The sequence below is a fragment of the Paenibacillus sp. J22P59 genome, from assembly GCF_059383895.1.
In genome coordinates this window covers 20,627-40,630 of the sequence record NZ_JBXENX010000019.1, presented here as the reverse complement: position 1 = coordinate 40,630, position 20,004 = coordinate 20,627, and the positions used below count along the sequence as shown (strand labels likewise).

The window sequence follows — 20,004 nt, the reverse complement described above, 5'->3', positions numbered from 1 at the left end:
AAAGGGGTTCCAACATGTTACACAGTACACGTAAATCCGCATGGCGCAGAGGCGCGCTGCTTCTTGTTGCGCTTGTGCTTGTCATGACGGTTATGACGGCATGCGGCAAGGCGAAAGATGCATCATTCGAAGGTGCGGGCAAAGGAACGGTTGTCGCAACTTTTAAGGATGGCACTATAACTGAGGATGAGTTCAACACTTATCTGAAAGTATTCAATGTTATGCAGCCTGACTATGAGCAATTTACAACTATTCCACAATTCAAAGAGAGCTTGCTGGAGCAATTTGTATCCTACAAGGTACTGGCTGGCCAAGCAACGGATGATGTGAAGAAAGCAGCTGCCAAAGAAGCGGACAAGCAGGTCAAGGATTTCAAGGCTGCTGTTGATAAAACACCTGAACTGAAGTTCTCCATGGAGGAGAAGAAGGTTAGCAATAAAGACGTTGAAACGTACATCAACTTGATGCTTGTTGTAGTTGAGCATATGAACTCCAAGGTAACGGAAGAGGATATCGCTGCAGAATACAAAAAGAATCCTACGCTCTACAATCCGGTTACGGTTCGCCATATCCTTGTAGCTACAGCAGATCCGGCTACTGGCGAAGAGAAGCGTTCTCTTGAAGAGGCTTTGAAGCGTGCGAAGGAAGCAAAAGCAAAGCTTGAGGCTAACGGAAACTGGGATGAAATTGCCAAGGCATACTCAGACGATACAGGCTCCAAAGATAAAGGCGGCCAATATGTTGACGCCAAAGCCGGAGACTGGGTAGAAGAATTTAAAAACGCTGCATTGACACAAGAGGTTGGCAAAATCGGCGATCCTGTTGAGACATCATTCGGCTACCATGTCATTAAGGTAGAGAAACGTGATGTTGCGGAATACGCTAAGCTGACTGACGCAGCCAAAGAAGAAGTGAAAAGCGCAGTATCCTATGCGAACATGAATAAATTCATGGAAGAAGAAATGCCGAAGCAAGAGCTGAAGATGACGCTTCCTAAAGAAGAGACTCCTGCAGAGTCCCCATCACCAGGCGCATCTGCAGCTCCGGATGCTTCGCCATCTGCAGAAGCTTCACCGTCACCAGAGGCATCACAATCGCCTGCTGCGAAATAAGACGCAACAATTCTTAGAGGCTGTGTATCCCGCAAATGCGGGGTGCACAGCCTCTTTTTTATGTTGTATTAAATTGTAAAAAGTGATATCATTATTATATCAAAATAATATTAGGGGTGTTGAGATGAAGGAACGTGCAGCCTTTCATGTAAACGGATTTTTGGCATTATTATTTGCACTAGTTTCTATTATTGGGGGTGCCGTGCTGATTGCTTCCGAGGCTTCCAAAGTAGAACCGAATGTAACCGTCATTGTCATTGGCATTATACTGGTCGTCTTATGTGCGGTCGCTGTATCCGCATTGACGGTCGTTCAACCGAATGAAGCGAAGGTGATTACCTTCTTCGGGAAGTATATTGGTACGGTGAGAGATAGCGGACTATGGATGGTGTTTCCGTTCACGAACAAAGAGAAGGTATCGCTTAAAGTCCGCAACTTCAATAGCCAGACTTTGAAGGTAAATGATGCAGAGGGCAATCCAATCGAGATTGGTGCTGTCGTTGTATTTAATGTAACGGATACAGCCAAAGCCAGCTTCGATGTTGATAATTATGAACGCTTCGTTGCTATTCAGAGTGAGACGGCCGTAAGGCATATCGCAGCACAGTATCCGTACGATACTCATCTGGTTGAAGGGGTTCTCTCCCTGAGAGGCAATGCCGATGAAGTAGCGGGAGAATTGATGCAGGAGCTTCAGAAGCGCCTTTCGGTGGCAGGAGTACAAGTTCTGGAGACTAGATTAACGCATTTGGCGTATGCGCCTGAGATTGCCAGTGCCATGCTGCAGCGGCAGCAGGCCATAGCTATCGTAGCTGCACGTCAAAAGATCGTAGAGGGGGCAGTCGGTATGGTGGATGCTGCTCTTAAGCAGTTGGTGGAGAATGGGATCGAGCTGGATGCGGAGCGGCGTGCAGCTATGGTCAATAACTTGATGGTTGCCATTGTCTCGGACCGAGCGGCAACGCCTGTAATTAATACGGGCTCATTATATACGTAAGGTTATCGGCAGATGAGCAAAGAGAAGAAGGCTTTCGCGCTCCGCCTCGATCCCGAAATTCACCGCGCGTTAGAGCAATGGGCGAATGACGAATTCCGCAGCGTTAATGGACATATTGAGTTTGTGCTTAGAGAGGCGCTGGCTAGAGCGGGACGGCTTCCGAAGCCCCCAATGAAGGACAAATAAGAAGGTGGACAAAGGCTGTTTTATTCCAATTAAGGAATAAGCAGTCTTTTTTTGTGCCTTTTTATCCTGGGACGAGGCGGTGGAAGCTGAAACCTTTTCTGTAAAAGGCTCGTTGTTAATTGAAATTGTATTATTGAGGTGATGGATGTGATTATTTGGGTGAATGGTGCCTTTGGCTCCGGAAAAACGCTGACCTCTTACGAATTACATAGGAGAATCCCTAATTCATACGTATTTGATCCCGAGCATGCGGGCTTCTATATAAGAAAAAATATGCCAAATGAGATGGTGAAGGGAGATTTTCAAAATTATACGATGTGGCGTGAGATTAATTATGCCATGTTGAAGTACATAGCAAGCGGGTACGACGGAATAATTATAGTGCCGATGACGGTGGTTGATCCCGTTATATTCAATGAAATTGTGGGGGAATTAAGGAATGACGGCATCGTTGTTCACCACTTTACACTATGGGCCTCAAGAGAGGTTTTGTTAAAAAGACTGCGCAGCAGAGGCGAGGGGCAGCAGTCTTGGGGTGCTGGGCAAATAGACCGATGTATGGCAGGGTTGTCACTTGACGTATTCCAACAGCGCATTGCCACCGATGATATGTCGATTGATGCTGTTGTGGAAACAATATCCTCTAGCTTGGGTATTCCGTTGTTACCTGATAATAGAGGAAGGATTAGGAAAAAGTTCGATCGCATTAAAACGCAGGTTAAACATATTCGTTTATTCAGCTAAAGACGCTTGTGTCGATAGGTATTCAATGGGGTAGAGAAATAAGTAGTCGATTGTTCCCAAGGAAGTTTGCATAAGAAAATGGGAGCCGATGAATACTATGGTCAGATTCACAATGAATTAGTTATCGAACTCGCTCGATTTCGAGAACAGCACTTATTAAGGCGATCCGCTATACACGCTGGAAAAGGCTGTTCATCGTCCGAACGTCTCCGCTAGCCGTATTTCACAAAAAGGATAAGATTGCGGCAAGAATCGCCAAAGCTTATCTTTCTTTCGCAAAAACGATGCATCCTTACAAAAGGATGAGGAAATGGTTTTTGCTTGTAGACAGGCAGTAGTTATCCAGTCGACTTAAAATCCTCTAGGAAAGTGGGGCAACATGAAATGAAAGCAACTGGAATTGTACGTCGCATCGATGATCTCGGTCGTGTGGTGATTCCGAAGGAGATCCGCCGTACATTGCGTATCCGCGAGGGCGACCCGCTCGAAATATTTGTAGACCGTGATGGTGAAGTCATACTGAAGAAATATTCGCCTATTGGAGAGCTTGGCGACTTTGCTAAGGAATACGCGGAGTCCCTATTTGAAAGTACAAATCATATTACGCTAATCACAGATCGGGATACGGTCATTGCGGTAGCCGGAGCCTCCAAAAAAGAACTGATTGATAAGCAGATTGGCTCCATACTGGAGAGCTGCATGGAGAATAGGAAGACGGTAGAAGCTGCTGCCGGAACCTACGAAATCATAAAGGATCAGCATGAAACCTATACGGCCTTTGTCTCAGCGCCCATTATAGCCGGCGGTGATCCAATTGGCACAGTCGTATTGCTCAGTAAGGATGAAGCTGTAAAAATGTCGCAAATGGAAACCAAAATGTCAGAGACAGCGGCTGGCTTTTTGGCGAAGCAAATGGAACAATAGCATTACTTGGCTTGGCTCTCTGACGATAGCGTACCGCTATTTCAGGGGGCCAAGCCATTTTAACTTTATTGTAACTAATTATGGGTTCGTCCCAGGTATAGTATGGGTATAGAGGTTATATAGCCCTTACAAACCTGGAGGTAATCATCATGAATAAACCTTTTAAAATGTTAGCACTAACTGTAGTTAGCAGCTGCTTGCTAGCTGCATCAGTTCCAGCGGCCATGGCAGCGAATGCACAGCCGGCTCAATCGCTCTCAATATCTTCCACTCCTACTATAACAAGTGAGATTCCGGCTGGGACGGTTAAAGTGACCTCCAAAGTCGTTGAGGAAGCGAATGAATATTATAAAGTGAAGCTTGAAATTCCTGTTATTGAAAACATGGCAGATAAGAAGTACCAAGACCAATTAAATGATATTATAGAACGCCATGCAATGAAGGATTTTGACATTGCGAAGCAGCAATCCAAGGAAGACGCAGCATCCGCTAAGGAAAGCGGATATGACTTCTATCCTCATGAGGTGAACGTCAGTTATAAGGTCAAATCGTCGGGCGGATTATCCGATTCAGGCTACCTGTCCTTGGAAGTACAGACCTATACTTTTACTGGCGGCGCGCATGGCATGACTCGGGTAGATACCTATAATGTAAGGAATGGGCAAGAGGCTTCTCTCCTTACATTGGAGGACTTGCTCGGTGCTGACTATAAAGCAAAGGCCAATCAGGCAGTGAAGCAAGCGATAGCCAAAAACCCGGATGACTTCTTTACAGATGAGGACATGGGATTCGAGAGCATAACAGATACCCAAGCCTTTTATGTGGAGAATGGGCAGCCTGTCCTCGTATTCCAGCAGTATGAAATCGCTCCTTATTCTTCGGGTATTATAGAAGTGAAGGTCCCTGTACAGGGTGCAGCGGTGGACTCCGTTCGTATTGTTCGCCAGGATAAGGATTTGCAAGAGGGCATCGCTTATCATATGACAGACAAGGGTGTACGACTGATACCTCTTCGGGAAGTCGCTGAATTGCTCGGTTATAAGGTCGATTGGCATAAAGCTACAGGATCCATTGACGTGAGTCAAGGAGCAGCTTGGACAACTGTGAAGCCGGATATGGACTCTTATATTTATAACAAAATGGCTCCAATCAAGCTGGGAACCGCGCCTGCAGTTATGGGCGGAGTTACTTACGTGCCAGAGGCATTTTTCAGTGAGATATTGAAGCTCGACGTAACGGTAGAGAAAGACACTGAAGCGATCGTTATCAGCAAATAAGAAGCACAAATGCTCTTACAAAAAGGCAACTATCTAAGCGAACGAATGGATAGTTGTCTTTTTTGCATGCGCATTTAAGGCAACGGATTGCTTGTCAGCACGGCAAAGCTATACTGGCGCATGCAAGGTGTCCATTATTAGTCAGAGGCAAGTAGTGGTATACTACGAGAAAACGAGTGTATAGGCTAGGAGGAGTATGAACATTGGCAAATGAAATAATAATCGTCGGATTGGGATCTGGGGATCCGGATCAATTAACGCTCGGCGTATGGCGCAGGCTCCAAGAGGCAACCCGCATCTATGTTCGAACCGAGCAGCATCCTGTGATGGCACTGCTCAAGGAGCATCAGATTGGCTTCACTTCATTCGATGCTATCTATGAGCAGCATGATACTTTCCCTGAAGTCTATGAGGCGATTGCAGCCACATTGATTACAGAGGCGCAGCAAGCGGAAGGCTCCATTATCTATGGCGTTCCAGGCCATCCTATGGTGGCTGAGCGCAGCGTACAGCTGCTGCGGGAGCGCTGCTTGGCATCTGGAGTTTCCCTGCATATTGTTGGCGGGGAAAGCTTTCTTGATCAAGCATTCATTAGGCTCGGCATTGATCCAATAGAGGGATTCGCATTGCTTGATGCAGCAGAGCTGCAGGCTAGCGTGCTCCAGCCCCGTGTACATACGTTGATTGGGCAAGTCTATGATTCATTTACTGCCTCTGAGGTTAAGCTGGCATTAATGGAACGCTACCCTGATGACTATGAGGTCGTTGTCGGCCACGCTCTTGGTGTAAAGGGAGAAGAGAAGATTATACGCGTACCGTTATACGAGCTCGACCGAACACCGGGCTTGGGCAATTTGTCGCTGATCTGGATTCCGCGTTCCGAGGAGGATGCTGTACTTAATCGTTCCTTTGACCGCCTGCATGAAATTGTAGGCATACTGCGCAGTCCAGAAGGCTGTCCTTGGGATCGCGAGCAGACACATCAATCTATTCGGAAGAACTTTATCGAGGAGCTCTATGAAGCGCTGGAAGCCATCGACAATGATGATCCTGATCATATGCGTGAGGAATTCGGCGACGTTATTCTGCAAGTCATGCTGCATAGTCAGATGGAGGAGGAGGAGGGCTCCTTCTCGGTCTATGATGTAATAGAGACGTTGAACGAGAAGCTTATTTTCCGTCATCCTCATGTATTCGGGGACCGCGGCGCCAGTGATGCTACTGAAGCACTAGGTAATTGGGAGCAGATGAAGGCGGAAGAGAAGAAGCGCAACGGCACAACTCGCGAATCTCAATTAGATGGCATTCCGACCGATCTGCCCGCGCTGATGAAAGCTTACAGCCTTCAAAAAAAGGCGGCCAAGGTCGGCTTCGATTGGGATGAGCTTGATCCCGTATTAAGCAAAGTAGAGGAAGAGCTTGCGGAGCTGAGAGAAGCGGTTGCGTCCGGCGATCTGGGCAATCAAGCAGCAGAGCTTGGTGATTTGCTATTTGCTGTTGTTAATGCTTCAAGGTTCATTAAAGCTGATCCTGAGGAAGCTCTTACTCTTACAAATATGAAGTTTAAGAAACGATTCTCTTATATTGAAGAGCAGCTTCGTATAAACGGCAAAACTTTTGACCAGACTGATTTAACAGAAATGGATCGATGGTGGGAAGAAGCTAAACAGCAATAACGGCCCTATTTCGTCACATTTCGCCCTATTTCCGCATCATTCGGTAAAAATTTTTCGGGTTGTGCAGGAATTTATGTACCCGAGCAGAATAAGTATCATCGTACCTACTACGCAAACAAAAATATCCAAACATAGCGGACGAGCAACGCTTTCTTTAAATTAGACATAAGCGCTGACCGCAAATGAGGTAATTACTGAGGAGGATTTTATAATGAACAAAACAGACCTGATCAACAACATTGCAACAAAAAGCGGATTGACTAAACGTGATGTAGAAGCTGTCCTTAACGGCTTTCTTGGTGAAGTAACGGATGCTCTTGCTGGTGGAGATAAAGTTCAATTGATCGGTTTCGGTACTTTCGAAACTCGTAAGCGTTCCGGTCGCGTAGGCCGCAACCCGCAAACGGGCAAAGAAATCACGATTCCAGAATCGAAGGTTCCTGCATTCAAAGCAGGCAACAAATTGAAAGAAGCAATCAAGTAATCGATGCGATTAGATAAATTTCTCAAAGTGTCCCGATTAATCAAGCGGCGTACAGTCGCGAAGGATGTGTCCGAGCAAGGACGTGTTTGGATTAACGGCCGCGAAGCGAAAGCCAGCAGTAGCGTCAAAGTCGGAGACGAGCTTACGATCCAATACGGGCAGAAGAATGTAACCGTTCGTGTTGAACGGATTGCTGAAACGACCCGTAAAGACGAAGCCGGCGAGCTGTACACTTTAGTGAGAGAAGAACAACGCCAGCGTGAGGAAGAACCAGGCTGGTAGTTCATTAAGAGGCTGCTACACATGCATGATGCATGTGTAGCAGCCTTTTGTGCGTGTGGGAGTATAGAGAGGAAATAAATAGGCTGTTTCATAATGAGAGAATCGGTTTAATAGGTTCTAAAGTTCGTCCTGCCTCCATAAGCTAGTCTCAAGCTATGCTTTTGAAGTGGATGGAGGGACGAGTCGATGAATGACCAGAGCAAGGGGCAGAAGCGTCAGGAAGTGAAGATGCTAAACCGCAAGCTGCTAGAAATAACGGGCGTATTGAATGTTGAGAGCTTTGATAGTGAGGAGTTTCTGCTGGACACAGATCTGGGCTTTCTTATGATCAAAGGGCAAAATCTGCACATTAAAAATCTTAGTCTGGAGCAAGGGCTTGTCACAATCGAGGGATATGTCCATTCACTCGCCTATTTGGATGGTAATGCCGCTACGAAATCCAAAGGCTTGTTCGGGAAGCTGTTTAAGTGACTCTTACGTTAAGCATGCAGTGGTATACGATAGCGATGATGCTGCTATCCGGGATTGGCATGGGTGTCGTCTTCGACGGATATCGAGTAGTGTCGAATGAGCTGAGCTTCCCGAGATGGACATTGCCGATGCTGGATATGACTTATTGGCTTGCAGCATCCATCCTCGTATTCAAAATGCTGTACGCCAGCAACAACGGCGAGGTGCGGGCGTATGTGTTTTTAGGGCTGGTAATCGGTATATTCAGCTATTACTGGCTATTCAGCAAGCCTATTATTGCAATGGTAAAATGGTTAATTCATGCTATTCGCGTGTTCCTGCGATTCATGAGGAAATTGTTTATTATTCTGATTGTGAAGCCTATTATGCTCCTCTACAAAATACTCATTGTCGTTTTAGGATTTGGGTCTGCGCTCACTATTTTCGTATTTAAAACTATGTTACAATTGGTTCGTCCATTTTGGCTATTGCTTCGATGGCTGCTAGGTCCGCTCTTCCGTTTGCTTAGGCAATGGCTCGGTCCTTATGTTATTCGATGGCAGCTGCACGACAAATGGAATTTAATTGCATCGCGAATAGCATCATTGTGGAGACGATGGTTCTAATTAAAGGATAGGAGGACAAGCTCATGAAGACTGCTGCAGTTGGCAAATCAACGGGAAATACGGGGTCAAGGCGAAGAATAAGGCTATGGATGATGTTCATCGTTCTGTTTATGAGCTGGGCTACCTATACTTTCTTAGGACAGTTGAAACAGTCTAACGCGACTGAAATCAGACTTGCGAGTGTTCAGAAGCAATTGGATGAATCTACAGAGCAGAGTCAGCAATTACAGCAGCGAATCGACCAGCTGAATGACCCAGAATATATTGAACAGCTTGCAACAAAGGAACAAGGTATGGTAAAAGAAGGGGAAAAGGTGATAGAGGTTATTAAATAGACGCTCTAAACGGGTGAACGTCTGTTGACCTTCCTTCAACGCTTCGGTTATAATCACGGTAGTGAGATATAGCAAAAATTTTAGGGAGGAACATTTTATTTTATGGCAATTGAAGTAGGCGCCAAGTTAGAGGGCAAAGTTACAGGGATTACGCATTTCGGGGCATTCGTCGACTTGTCGGGAGGTGTCACGGGGCTTGTTCACATCTCGGAAATCGCCGATAATTACGTCAAGGACGTGAAGGATCACCTGAAGATTGAGGACATCGTCAAGGTTAAAGTGATCAACGTGGACAAAGACGGTAAGATCGGACTTTCCATTAAACAGGCAATTGACCGACCAGAAGGCCAACAACCTCCGCAGCGTGAGCCGCGTACAGGTGGTGGCGGCGGTGGCGGTGGAGAACGCTTCAATCGCGGTGGTGGCGGTGGCGGTGGCCAAGATCGTGGCGGGCGTCCCTTCAACAAGCAGTCGTCTGGCAGACCGTCATACGGCAAGCCTTCGTTCGAGGATAAAGTGTCGCGCTTCCTGAAAGATAGTGAAGAACGCATTTCCTCCCTGAAGAAGAACACCGAGGGCAAACGCGGTGGACGCGGAGCCAAGCGGGATTAAATGAATTGATATTATCATATGAAGCAGGACCCTCGGGTTCTGCTTTTTTGCATGTTTTAGAATGTTTTAGGATGCCTGCCTAAAAACTTTTCTCTGATACCTCTGTAAACCCGACATGTTCAAACCTTCATTCGTCAGCAGAAGAACGCACGGATAGACGGTTTTTGTTGAAGCGCTGATGCTTCGATGGTCATGTAAGCCATGGCAAAGCCATACGGGGCAAGGGTTTGAAAGCGTTGACAAATAAGCTGCTCCTCAGGTGTTTTTGTCGGAAAAAACTTTTTGGACTGCTACGCTAAACTGACAAACTTCATACGGACAACCTCCTATACTGGGGAAACACAATAAACTCGGATTGGTGGTGTCGGTAATGAACAAGGAAAATTTGGTGATATTCCCTGGAGGTAAAGGGATAAAGGCTGGCTGGAAAGAGGCGATGATAAATAAGGGGAAAGAATGGGCGGCTTCGAAAAGGTTCATACAGATGGCTTTGGCGAAGAAATGGACCTTCCTGCTTATCGTGGTAGGCTTTTTACTTGGACGAGCAGTTATTCTGGAATCGCTGATGCCGTTCGCTGCCGCTTACTTTGCGGTGATCTACTTTATGCGGAAGGATGCCTACGCATGGGTCGCTGTATCGCTCATTGCAGGCAGCTGGTTCGCTGTTACCCCTCAGCCGATGTGGATCGCTATGGAAATAGCCGTGTTGTATCTACTCTTCCGAGGGCTGGAGACTTATGAGAAGGCCGAATTATCTTCTGCACCGCTGCTCGTCTTTGCCTCCACCTTGCTCGTACAGCTATTCTCGGTGTTTATCGGTGATGGGCTAAGCTGGTACAGCTTCGTTATGGTTGTTGTCGAAGCCGCACTCGGATTTGTTCTGACCCTTGTTTTTGTACAGGCTATTCCTGTGCTGACGATGTCCAAGAAAAGCGTCTCGTTCAAAAATGAAGAGATTATTTGCCTCATGATTCTGCTCGCTTCGGTCATGACGGGGGCTGTAGGCTGGATAGTGTACGGCATGTCAGTAGAGCATGTGATGTCGCGTTATATGCTGCTGCTCTTTGCACTAGCAGGCGGTGCTCCGCTCGGAGCCTCAGTTGGTGTCGTTGCTGGGCTTATTCTAAGCCTTGCTGATTTGCAGGCTATCGTGCAGATGAGCTTGCTAGCTTTTGCAGGGCTGCTGGCAGGGCTGCTGAGAGAAGGAGGGAAAATGGCGGTAGCTTTCGGGATGCTGCTGGGAACCTCCATTCTGGCTGTATATGTGGGCAACCAAGCCGATGTCATGTCCTCTACCTGGGAGTCTGTAACAGCGGCGATCTTATTGATGCTCACACCGCGTGTCATGATTCGTACAATTGCCCGTTATGTTCCAGGAACCAATGAGCATTCCAAATCGCAGCATGAGTATGCCAAGCGTGTACGGGAAGTAACAGCGGACCGGGTATCGCAATATTCAGAGGTATTCCGTCAGCTGTCCCGCAGCTTCGGTCAATTAAACGGGACGACTGCTACGTTGAAGCGAGAGGAGGAGCTCGGACATTTCATGAATGCTGTGGCTGAGCGAAGCTGCTCATCCTGCCATAGACAGCATGCATGCTGGGAAGGGAAATTCTATCAGACCTATAAGATGATGACCGATATGATGACTACTGTAGAGGAGGATCGGGTACCAGCGAATAAGGATATTCCAAAAGTGTGGTCCTCACATTGTGTGAAGCCAGGGCAGGTTCTTGGCGTAATGGATCAGCAATACAAGCTATATAAGAATGATATGCACTGGAAAAAACAAATATACGATTCGCGCCAGCTTGTCGCTGATCAATTATCGGGTGTATCGCAGGTTATGGAGGATCTTGCGAATGAGATTAAGAGAGAAGGACAGACGCTTCATCTGCAGGAGGAGCAGATTCGGGAAGCCTTGGAAGGGCTAGGGCTATCTATACAAGAGATCGAGGTCATTAATTTGGAGGAGGGAAATGTCGAGATCGAGCTGTATCATAATTTCAGCAGAGGCTACGACGAGTGCCGTAAAATTATAGCTCCGCTCCTGTCTGATATTCTGGGGGAGCATGTAGCGGTTAAGTCTGAGCGTGCGGCTTCCAAGAATGGGGAAGCGACGCTGGTTGTGTTCGGCTCCGCGAAGGAATACGAGGTAGAGACCGGAATAGCAGGCGCAGCCAAAGGAGGAGATCTGCTGTCAGGGGACAGCTTCAGCATGGTGGAGCTGGGCAACGGAAAGTTCGCGGTGGCTATAAGCGATGGCATGGGCAATGGAGAGCGGGCGCGTCAGGAGAGCAGTGCAGCGTTATCCATCCTGCAGCAATTGCTTCAATCCGGCATGGATGAGAAGCTAGCTGTAAAATCGGTCAATTCAATACTGCTGCTCCGTTCCTCTGACGAAGTGTTTGCTACGGTTGATCTAGCGATCATTGACCTGTATACCGCTCAGACGACCTTCATGAAGATTGGCTCTACACCAAGCTTTATTAAGCGGGGAAGTGAGGTTATTCCTGTTACAGCGAATAATTTGCCGATTGGAATATTGCAGGACATCGACGTAGATATGCTCTCTATGCAGCTTCTGCCGGGAGATACGCTGATTATGATGAGTGACGGCATTTATGATGCACCAGGGCATGCCGTCAATAAAGAGATGTGGATGAAACGAATCATCCATGAATTGAAGACGAATGATCCGCAGGAGATGGCAGATTCTCTTCTTGAGACCGTTGTGCGTTACCATAAAGGGGAAATTATAGACGATATGACCGTGTTAGTAGCTCGAGTGGACAAGCATTTGCCAGAGTGGGCTTCGTTCCGTTGGCCGGGGCTTACCCGTTTGGAGCGTCCAAGAACAGTGAGCTGAATGAATAGGTAGGAGCGGGAGGAGGAGATCATTTATTGTGAAACAACTGAAAAAGGTTCTTTTGCAGCTATGTACTCCGGTACGTCGCATGCAAAAGAGCCTTTTTCTGGGCTTTATCAGGCACACGCCCGTTTACTTTCTACCATACATTCATTAAAAGGAGATAGATTCCGAAGTAAAAGAGAGAGGTTCTTGCAGCACCCGCAGCGATTCAAATATAAAAATATCGTTTATTTAGTAGTCTAGTCGTTTATCCCTTCTCACAAAAGGAAAAGCTGATAGAAAGCCAAGGTTTCTCTAGGCATCAGACTACCTAATGTAGGAGGACAGCAAAAATGAAGCAAATACTATTAATAACGGATGGTTGTTCGAATGTAGGGCTCAGTCCGGTTGTTGCTGCCGCACATGCCAAAGCTGACGGAATTGCCGTTAACGTCATTGGTGTTCTTGATTATGGCGATGTTGGTGAAATGGGCGCTTCAGAGATAGAGGAGATTGCCAGAGCGGGCGGTGGCCTGAGCCGATTGGTCAATATGCGTCAGCTCTCCCATACGGTTCAGATGATGACGCGCAAAACGGCCGTTCAGACAATTCAATTAGCGGTACAAAAGGAATTAAAGCAGGTGCTGGGCAATGGCTCTATCGAAGCGCTGCCCCCTGATAAGCGAAGCGAAGTTGTACGAGTCATAGACGAGCTAGGAGAGACGTCCAAGCTGCAAGTAGCCCTGCTTATTGATGCAAGTGCAAGCATGAAGCCCAAGCTGCATGCCGTTGAGGAAGCGATTCACGATCTCATGCTCAGCCTGCAGGCTCGGCAAGGGAAGAGTGAGATCGCTGTCTTTCATTTTCCTGATTCCAAGCATGGGGAAGATAGTAAGCTCGATTTGAATTGGACGAGTAATCTGGACGGAGCGAAGTCTTTATTTGCGAAGCTCTCAATGGGCGGAACAACACCTACAGGCCCGGCGATTATGCAGGTGATTGATTTTTACCGTCAGGGGGATTATGGTAGGAAGAGCAGAGATGAAACGGATGGGATGATGAGTGACTACGTCGTTTAAGATTAATCTGCGCCGGGGAACCGTCGTCATAGGCAAATGGAACCAAGGAAGATACCGCGTGGAGCGTCTTTTAGGCGAAGGCGCGAATGGGAAGGTATACCTAGTTCAGAAGGATCGTGCATGGTATGCGCTGAAGGTTGGAGCGGATGCAGTCGATCTGCAATCAGAGATTAATGTGCTCCAAGCGTTGGCCAAGCAAGGAGAGCATGGAACGGAGCCTTTCCTCTATGACGTGGATGATCTGCACGGCTCGGACGGTAAAGACTATCCCTTCTATATTATGCGTTATGTTCGAGGGACAACCTTGTCAGGTTATTTGACGGAGAACGGTTCAGAGTGGTTTCCTTTGGTAGGCTTGAGCTTATTGAATAAGCTGGGAGAGCTGCATAGTAAGGGGTGGGTGTTCGGTGATCTTAAGATGGAAAATGTACTTGTAGCTGATTATGGCTATGTAGAACTGGTTGATTATGGAGGCGTGACGGCTCTGGGCAAGAGCATCCGGCAATTCACAGAAATTTATGATCGCGGTTATTGGAATGCCGGCTCCCGTTCAGCTGATGCAAAGTATGATTTGTTTTCCTTCGCCCTGCTATGTATCCAGTTGCATGAGCCGAAGCGCCTCCAGCAGCTCAGCTTAGGCTTGCCTCAGAATCGATCCATAGAAGACCTCTTAGCCATTGTTGGGGATAGTGCAGCGCTAAAGCCGGTATCAGGCTGGCTTAGACAAGCATTGTCAGGCGGCTTTTTCGATGCGGTCGAAGGAGCAGAGGCGTGGAGAGTACTGTTGCACCGGAGAGATCGGCATCGTTCTGCCGCTACGCCCAACTGGCTCAAAGGGTTCGCTGCAGTATCGGTTATCGTGCTGGTTATATCGGTATATTGGCTGGTACGGGGCGGCGTATAATTGTACAGCTTACATAAATCAATGGTATATAGGGAGATTGGTCAGGTATGGCACCAGAAGAGAACAAGCTGCTGCTCGAAGTGAAGCGATTTGCTGCGAATGAGCGGTTATGGACCAGAGGCGACCGAATCATAGCTGCTGTATCTGGAGGTCCTGATTCTATGGCACTGCTGCATATGCTGAGCTATATGGCTGAGGACGAGGGAATAACCCTTGTAGCTGCGCATGTTAATCATGGCTTCCGGATAGAGGCTTCGGCTCAGGAGGCTGAGGTTGTTCGTCAATATGCGCAGCAACTCGATATTCCATGCGAGACAGCGGAATTTAATTTGCCTGCTTATATTGAGGAATCCAAGCTTAACTCGCAGGTAGCTGCACGGGAAAAAAGGTATCAGTTCCTGCATGAGACCGCTGATCGTTGGCAGGCAACAAGCATTGCACTGGCTCATCATGGCGACGATCAGGCAGAGACTGTGCTCATGCACCTGATTCGAGGGGCAGGGTTAACGGGTATAGCAGGAATAGCAGCCAAACGCCGCGAAAAAAACGTGGAACTTATTAGGCCGCTGCTTCGTATGAAGAAGTCAGACATTCTGCGTTATTGCGCGGAATGGGAAATACCCTATTGTCTGGATGGAAGCAACAATGAGCGGTATTATTTTCGCAATGTCATTCGACTTGATGTATTGCCGTATTTGTCTCAATTCAATCCTCAACTGCCTCGTTCACTTCAACGGCTGGCCGATGTTGCGAGCGCAGAAGACCAATGGATGGAGAATGAAGCAAAAGCAAGGTTCACCGAGCTTGTAGCGTTAACCCCTGACGAATGCAAGGTGAAGTGCAGTGATTTGTACGGCTTGCATGTTGCTTTACAAAGGAGATTGATTAAACTAATATTAAATTATCTTGCGAGGGATGCGGATTCCGTCTCCTTCGAGCTTGTCGAGACGATGCGTCTTGCATCTGCGGATCATGCGCAGAGCACATGGCGAGCAGATGTTGGGGCAGGCATTCGCTGTATTAGAGAGTATGAGATAATTCGTTGGATAAACGTATCGGATAGCCCCGATATGGTAGAAACGACGCATTATGCGTATACTGTTCCGACCGATATACAGTCAGCAAGGATAGAGGCGGGCGGAAGAGTGCTTTCATTCAAGCATCTCTACGCGGATGAACGTGTACAGCTCTCGGGGAGGCATGAAGTTTGCTTTGATGCGAAGAAGCTCTCCTACCCATTGCTTATACGCAGTCGGCGGCCGGGTGACAGAATTCACGTCCTAGGATTAAACGGGTCCAAAAAAGTGCAAGATATGTTCGTCGATGAAAAGCTTCCTCCATCTCAGCGTGACAGCTACCCGCTCTTGCTTGACGCGGAAGGCCGATTGCTATGGATTCCGGGGATAAGACGTTCCTCTCATGCGCTCGCGGATGCGGATACAACGGACTTCCTGTTCATTCGAGTGGATAACGAATAAGAAGCACTGTTATACTCATAATTATAAGTAATAAATCTAGGGGGATTTTCATTTTGCTTAATGACATTCAAGAAGTATTGTATGATGCCAGTCAGATTCAAGCTAAAGTAAAGGAGCTCGGCACTACGCTGAGTCAAGATTTTGGCGGGCGGAATCCGCTTGTTATTTGTGTACTCAAGGGCGCATTTATTTTCATGTCTGATCTGGTTAAGGAAATGACGATCCCGCTTGAAATTGACTTTATGGCGGTATCGAGCTATGGCCAATCGACTAAATCCTCCGGGGTTGTGAAGATTATCAAAGATTTGGATGCAACGGTTGAGGGGCGTGACGTACTTATCGTTGAGGATATCATCGACAGCGGCTTGACGCTCAGTTACTTAATTGATGTATTGGAACGTCGCAATGCCAAGTCTGTAACAGTGGCTACCTTGTTTGATAAGCCTGCTCGTCGTTCTGTAGATCTGGAGGCGGATTATACAGGCTTCACGCTGCCTGACGAATTCGTCGTCGGTTATGGTCTTGATTATGCTGAGAACTACCGCAATCTTCCGTTTATTGGCATATTGAAACCGGAAGTCTACACCAAATAGCTCGATGAACACGCGTTTTACCTGCATACTTCCCCCTCAGGTTGAAGGTCTATTGAGATGGAAAGTCATGCTATGTTAAAATATTAGAAGCGTCTTGAGAGGAGGTAGGGGATGAATCGGATCATGCGTAATACAGCGTTTTATTTGATCATCTTTTTGGTAACCGTTGGGATCATTCAGTTTATCAGCAACCAAAATGATACTACCGTCGAATTGCGATATGATCAGCTTCGCACAGCGATTAGCGAGAGTAACGTTGAGGAGCTAACCGTTAAGTATGACGGTCAGACTTATTTTATCTCTGGTAAATTAATAAAGCCGCTTGCAGATGCGAAGAGTGAGGAACTTAAGTTCACAGCTCGCGCAGGTCTGGAATTCGGTGAAGTACTGATTGGTGCCGAAGAGGAAAAAGGTTTTAAGCTAAATTATAAACCGATGGATACACCGAGCATTTGGCTCACGTTCCTTACTTCCATCATTCCGTTTGTGATTATATTTGTTCTTTTCTTCTTCCTGATGAATCAAGCACAGGGTGGCGGCGGCAAAGTGATGAACTTTGGCAAAAGCCGTGCAAAGCTGTACAACGAAGAGAAGAAGCGCATCACGTTCGAGGATGTTGCGGGTGCTGACGAAGAGAAGCAAGAGCTTATCGAAGTCGTCGATTTCTTGAAGGACCCACGCAAATTCAACCTGGTTGGAGCACGTATTCCTAAAGGCGTATTGCTTGTAGGACCTCCAGGTACTGGTAAAACCTTGCTGGCTCGTGCTGTTGCAGGCGAAGCTGGTGTTCCATTCTTCAGCATCTCCGGTTCCGACTTTGTTGAGATGTTCGTCGGTGTCGGCGCATCCCGTGTACGGGACTTGTTCGAGAATGCGAAGAAAAATGCTCCATGTATTATCTTCATTGATGAGATTGATGCTGTTGGTCGTCAGCGTGGTGCTGGACTAGGCGGCGGACATGATGAGCGCGAGCAAACGCTCAATCAGTTGCTCGTCGAGATGGATGGCTTCGGTGCGAACGAAGGCATCATCATGGTAGCGGCAACGAACCGTCCAGATATTCTGGATCCGGCTTTGCTCCGTCCAGGCCGTTTTGACCGTCAAATTACGGTTGATCGTCCAGATGTAAAAGGCCGTGAAGCTGTACTGAAAGTACATGCTCGCAACAAGCCGCTCGAAAAAGACGTTAAGCTCGATATCATTGCGAAGCGTACAACTGGCTTCACCGGTGCGGATCTGGAGAACCTGCTGAATGAAGCAGCGCTTCTTGCAGCACGCCGCAATAAGAAGGATATCGCCATGAAAGAAGTTGACGAGGCTATTGACCGCGTAATCGTTGGTACGGAGAAGAAGAGCCGTGTCATCAGTGATCGCGAGAAACGGATCGTTGCTTATCATGAGGCGGGACATACGATTGTTGGTTACTTCCTTGAGAACGCAGATAAAGTGCATAAAGTAACGATTATACCGCGCGGTCGTGCTGGAGGATACGTTATTATGCTTCCGAAAGAAGACCGTATGCTGGTAACCAAGCAAGAGCTGCTTGATAAAGTAACGGGCTTGCTCGGCGGACGGGTAGCTGAAGAGCTATTCATTGGTGAAATCGGAACGGGCGCATACAGTGACTTTAAGCAAGCAACTGGCATTATCCGTAGCATGATTATGGAATATGGTATGAGTGACAAGCTTGGACCAATGCAGTTCGGTCAGACTCAAGGGCAAGTATTCCTTGGTCGCGATCTAGGTCACGAGCAGAACTATTCCGATGCCATCGCTTACGAAATTGATCAGGAAATGCAGCGCCTAATTAATGAATGTTATGCGCGTGCGAAGCAGCTTCTCAGCGAGAAGAGCAAGGAAGTACATTTGATTGCACAAACCTTGCTATCTGAAGAAACGCTTGAGATGGATCAAATTCAACGACTTATTGATACAGGCTCACTTACAGGCGGAGAAGGTACGACTAATGAAAGCGGAGCTTCCGAGTCTACTTCTGAACCTATTATCGATGAGATTGGCGACGTGAAGGTTCGTATTCAATCCCGTGATGCAGATGATACTGCAGCACCAACGATTCCTAATCTCGACAAACCAACGGATGAAGAGGATCCGAATAAAGGATCATAATCCAATCCTACAATAAACAGCTATTCCTAACTTGCAGCTAGTCCAGCATGCAAGGGGAATAGCTGTTTTTCTTTCTAATAAGAAAGGGATCAAGCTGATTATAAAAAAAGTCAGCTTAAATGCTATAGAATGACTCGTAATAGATTGACAGCGCCCCCTGCCTGGAGTAAATTTAAGCTTATCAAAGAAAATATGTCTATAAATTAAATCACAAGGCAATTGACTTACTAACTTTGTGCATCAATTCACAAAGTTGGCAATGCCCTAATCGGAATGGGAGTTAGTAATCCCATCGCTCATCAGAGGAGAGGATTTACTGTGGAAGCACTGGCACTGGAACGCAAGGCGGAACAAAACCGTGAGCTGCGTGAACGGCTAATGCAGCTGAAGAAAGAGCGTAATGCTATCATTCTGGCTCATTATTATCAACGCGACGAAATTCAAGAGGTTGCTGATTTCCGCGGGGATTCATTCCTGCTCGCACAAAAGGCTGCACAAACCGATGCGGACGTTATCGTTTTTTGCGGGGTTCACTTCATGGGAGAGAGCGCTAAGATTCTGGCCCCTAACAAAACAGTGATCATACCCGACGAGCGTGCTGGCTGCCCAATGGCAGATATGGTGAATGTAGATGGACTGCGGAAGCTCAAAGCACAGCATCCAAATGCTACAGTCGTTACTTATATTAATTCATCTGCTGAGATCAAAGCAGAGACGGATATTTGCTGTACCTCTGCTAATGCTCTGAATGTAGTCAATTCAGTAGAGGGCGACGAGGTAATCTGGGTTCCAGATAAAAATTTGGGTCATTATGTTCAACAGAATACAGACAAGAAGATGATTATCTGGGAAGGGTATTGCAATACCCATGATATGCTGACAGTCAAAGATGTTGAAGAGATGAAAGCCAAGTACCCGAACGCACAGTTCGTCGTTCATCCTGAATGCCGTCCTGATGTTGTTGAGTTAGGCGATTTCGTAGGCAGTACAACGGCTATTATCAAATATTGCAAGGAGTCGGAGTGCCAGGAGTTTATTGTTGGTACAGAAGATGGAACGGGTTATCAGCTTCGTCTAGACAGTCCGAACAAATCCTTCCACTTTGCATCCAAATATTTGGTTTGCCCTAACATGAAGGTGAACAATTTGAAGAAGCTGGTCAAATGCCTAGAAACGATGCAGCCGCAAATTTATGTTCCGCCACATGTGGCAGATCAAGCACGCTTGTCCTTGGAGCGCATGTTACTCGTGAAATAGGAGCAGCATG

Annotated in this window: 20 protein-coding genes; all 20 read left to right on the top strand. The window is 47.1% G+C overall.

Annotation, left to right across the window (positions count from 1 at the left end):
- Positions 1 to 14 precede the first annotated feature (14 nt).
- The 20 genes from AC50YO_RS23715 (at position 15) to nadA (ending at position 19,994) form a co-directional block, all read left to right on the top strand.
- Positions 15 to 1,112 (top strand): peptidylprolyl isomerase, encoded by a 1,098-nt coding sequence (locus tag AC50YO_RS23715; protein WP_494850865.1) that lies wholly within the window; start codon positions 15 to 17, stop codon positions 1,110 to 1,112.
- Between the two features lie 124 nt (positions 1,113 to 1,236).
- Positions 1,237 to 2,109 (top strand): SPFH domain-containing protein, encoded by an 873-nt coding sequence (locus tag AC50YO_RS23710; RefSeq protein WP_494850864.1) that lies wholly within the window; start codon positions 1,237 to 1,239, stop codon positions 2,107 to 2,109.
- A gap of 12 nt (positions 2,110 to 2,121) precedes the next feature.
- On the top strand, positions 2,122 to 2,295 hold the full coding sequence (locus AC50YO_RS23705; protein WP_494850863.1) for a type II toxin-antitoxin system antitoxin: 174 nt from the start codon (positions 2,122 to 2,124) through the stop codon (positions 2,293 to 2,295).
- A 141-nt stretch (positions 2,296 to 2,436) separates the two neighbouring features.
- Positions 2,437 to 3,039 carry an AAA family ATPase gene (locus tag AC50YO_RS23700; RefSeq protein WP_494850862.1) on the top strand — a complete coding sequence of 201 codons (603 nt, stop codon included), beginning with the start codon at positions 2,437 to 2,439 and terminating at the stop codon, positions 3,037 to 3,039.
- 384 nt (positions 3,040 to 3,423) lie between these two features.
- A complete protein-coding gene (gene spoVT / locus AC50YO_RS23695; protein WP_494850913.1) occupies positions 3,424 to 3,963 on the top strand; it encodes a stage V sporulation protein T in 540 nt (179 codons plus the stop codon).
- Positions 3,964 to 4,112: 149 nt separating this feature from the next.
- Positions 4,113 to 5,240, top strand: a complete 1,128-nt coding sequence (locus AC50YO_RS23690; protein ID WP_494850860.1) for a PdaC/SigV domain-containing protein — start codon at positions 4,113 to 4,115, stop codon at positions 5,238 to 5,240.
- A gap of 203 nt (positions 5,241 to 5,443) precedes the next feature.
- Positions 5,444 to 6,916, top strand: coding sequence for a bifunctional methyltransferase/pyrophosphohydrolase YabN (gene yabN / locus AC50YO_RS23685; protein ID WP_494850859.1), 1,473 nt, complete (start codon positions 5,444 to 5,446; stop codon positions 6,914 to 6,916).
- 211 nt (positions 6,917 to 7,127) lie between these two features.
- A complete protein-coding gene (locus AC50YO_RS23680) occupies positions 7,128 to 7,400 on the top strand; it encodes an HU family DNA-binding protein (RefSeq protein ID WP_494850858.1) in 273 nt (90 codons plus the stop codon).
- A gap of 3 nt (positions 7,401 to 7,403) precedes the next feature.
- Positions 7,404 to 7,682: an RNA-binding S4 domain-containing protein gene (locus AC50YO_RS23675; protein ID WP_494850857.1), complete on the top strand. Its 279-nt coding sequence runs from the start codon at positions 7,404 to 7,406 to the stop codon at positions 7,680 to 7,682.
- Between the two features lie 186 nt (positions 7,683 to 7,868).
- A complete protein-coding gene (gene yabP, locus AC50YO_RS23670; protein ID WP_494850855.1) occupies positions 7,869 to 8,153 on the top strand; it encodes a sporulation protein YabP in 285 nt (94 codons plus the stop codon).
- Positions 8,150 to 8,758, top strand: a complete 609-nt coding sequence (gene yabQ / locus AC50YO_RS23665) for a spore cortex biosynthesis protein YabQ (protein WP_494850854.1) — start codon at positions 8,150 to 8,152, stop codon at positions 8,756 to 8,758. The genes yabP and yabQ overlap by 4 nt, the downstream gene beginning before the upstream one ends.
- Positions 8,759 to 8,781: 23 nt before the next feature.
- Positions 8,782 to 9,093 (top strand): FtsB family cell division protein, encoded by a 312-nt coding sequence (locus AC50YO_RS23660; RefSeq protein WP_494850852.1) that lies wholly within the window; start codon positions 8,782 to 8,784, stop codon positions 9,091 to 9,093.
- A 102-nt stretch (positions 9,094 to 9,195) separates the two neighbouring features.
- Positions 9,196 to 9,705, top strand: a complete 510-nt coding sequence (locus AC50YO_RS23655; protein WP_494850851.1) for a S1 domain-containing RNA-binding protein — start codon at positions 9,196 to 9,198, stop codon at positions 9,703 to 9,705.
- 370 nt (positions 9,706 to 10,075) lie between these two features.
- Positions 10,076 to 12,574, top strand: coding sequence for a stage II sporulation protein E (spoIIE, locus tag AC50YO_RS23650; protein ID WP_494850849.1), 2,499 nt, complete (start codon positions 10,076 to 10,078; stop codon positions 12,572 to 12,574).
- Positions 12,575 to 12,909: 335 nt separating this feature from the next.
- The gene (locus AC50YO_RS23645) at positions 12,910 to 13,635 is read left to right on the top strand and encodes a vWA domain-containing protein (protein WP_494850848.1); all 726 of its coding nucleotides are present in this window, start codon (positions 12,910 to 12,912) and stop codon (positions 13,633 to 13,635) included.
- Positions 13,619 to 14,539, top strand: a complete 921-nt coding sequence (locus AC50YO_RS23640) for a protein kinase domain-containing protein (protein WP_494850847.1) — start codon at positions 13,619 to 13,621, stop codon at positions 14,537 to 14,539. The genes AC50YO_RS23645 and AC50YO_RS23640 overlap by 17 nt, the downstream gene beginning before the upstream one ends.
- A 47-nt stretch (positions 14,540 to 14,586) precedes the next feature.
- Positions 14,587 to 16,017 (top strand): tRNA lysidine(34) synthetase TilS, encoded by a 1,431-nt coding sequence (gene tilS / locus AC50YO_RS23635; protein ID WP_494850846.1) that lies wholly within the window; start codon positions 14,587 to 14,589, stop codon positions 16,015 to 16,017.
- 53 nt (positions 16,018 to 16,070) lie between these two features.
- A complete protein-coding gene (hpt, locus tag AC50YO_RS23630; RefSeq protein ID WP_494850845.1) occupies positions 16,071 to 16,610 on the top strand; it encodes a hypoxanthine phosphoribosyltransferase in 540 nt (179 codons plus the stop codon).
- Between the two features lie 111 nt (positions 16,611 to 16,721).
- On the top strand, positions 16,722 to 18,737 hold the full coding sequence (gene ftsH / locus AC50YO_RS23625) for an ATP-dependent zinc metalloprotease FtsH (protein ID WP_494850843.1): 2,016 nt from the start codon (positions 16,722 to 16,724) through the stop codon (positions 18,735 to 18,737).
- Between the two features lie 318 nt (positions 18,738 to 19,055).
- Positions 19,056 to 19,994 (top strand): quinolinate synthase NadA, encoded by a 939-nt coding sequence (gene nadA / locus AC50YO_RS23620; protein WP_494850842.1) that lies wholly within the window; start codon positions 19,056 to 19,058, stop codon positions 19,992 to 19,994.
- Positions 19,995 to 20,004 lie beyond the last annotated feature (10 nt).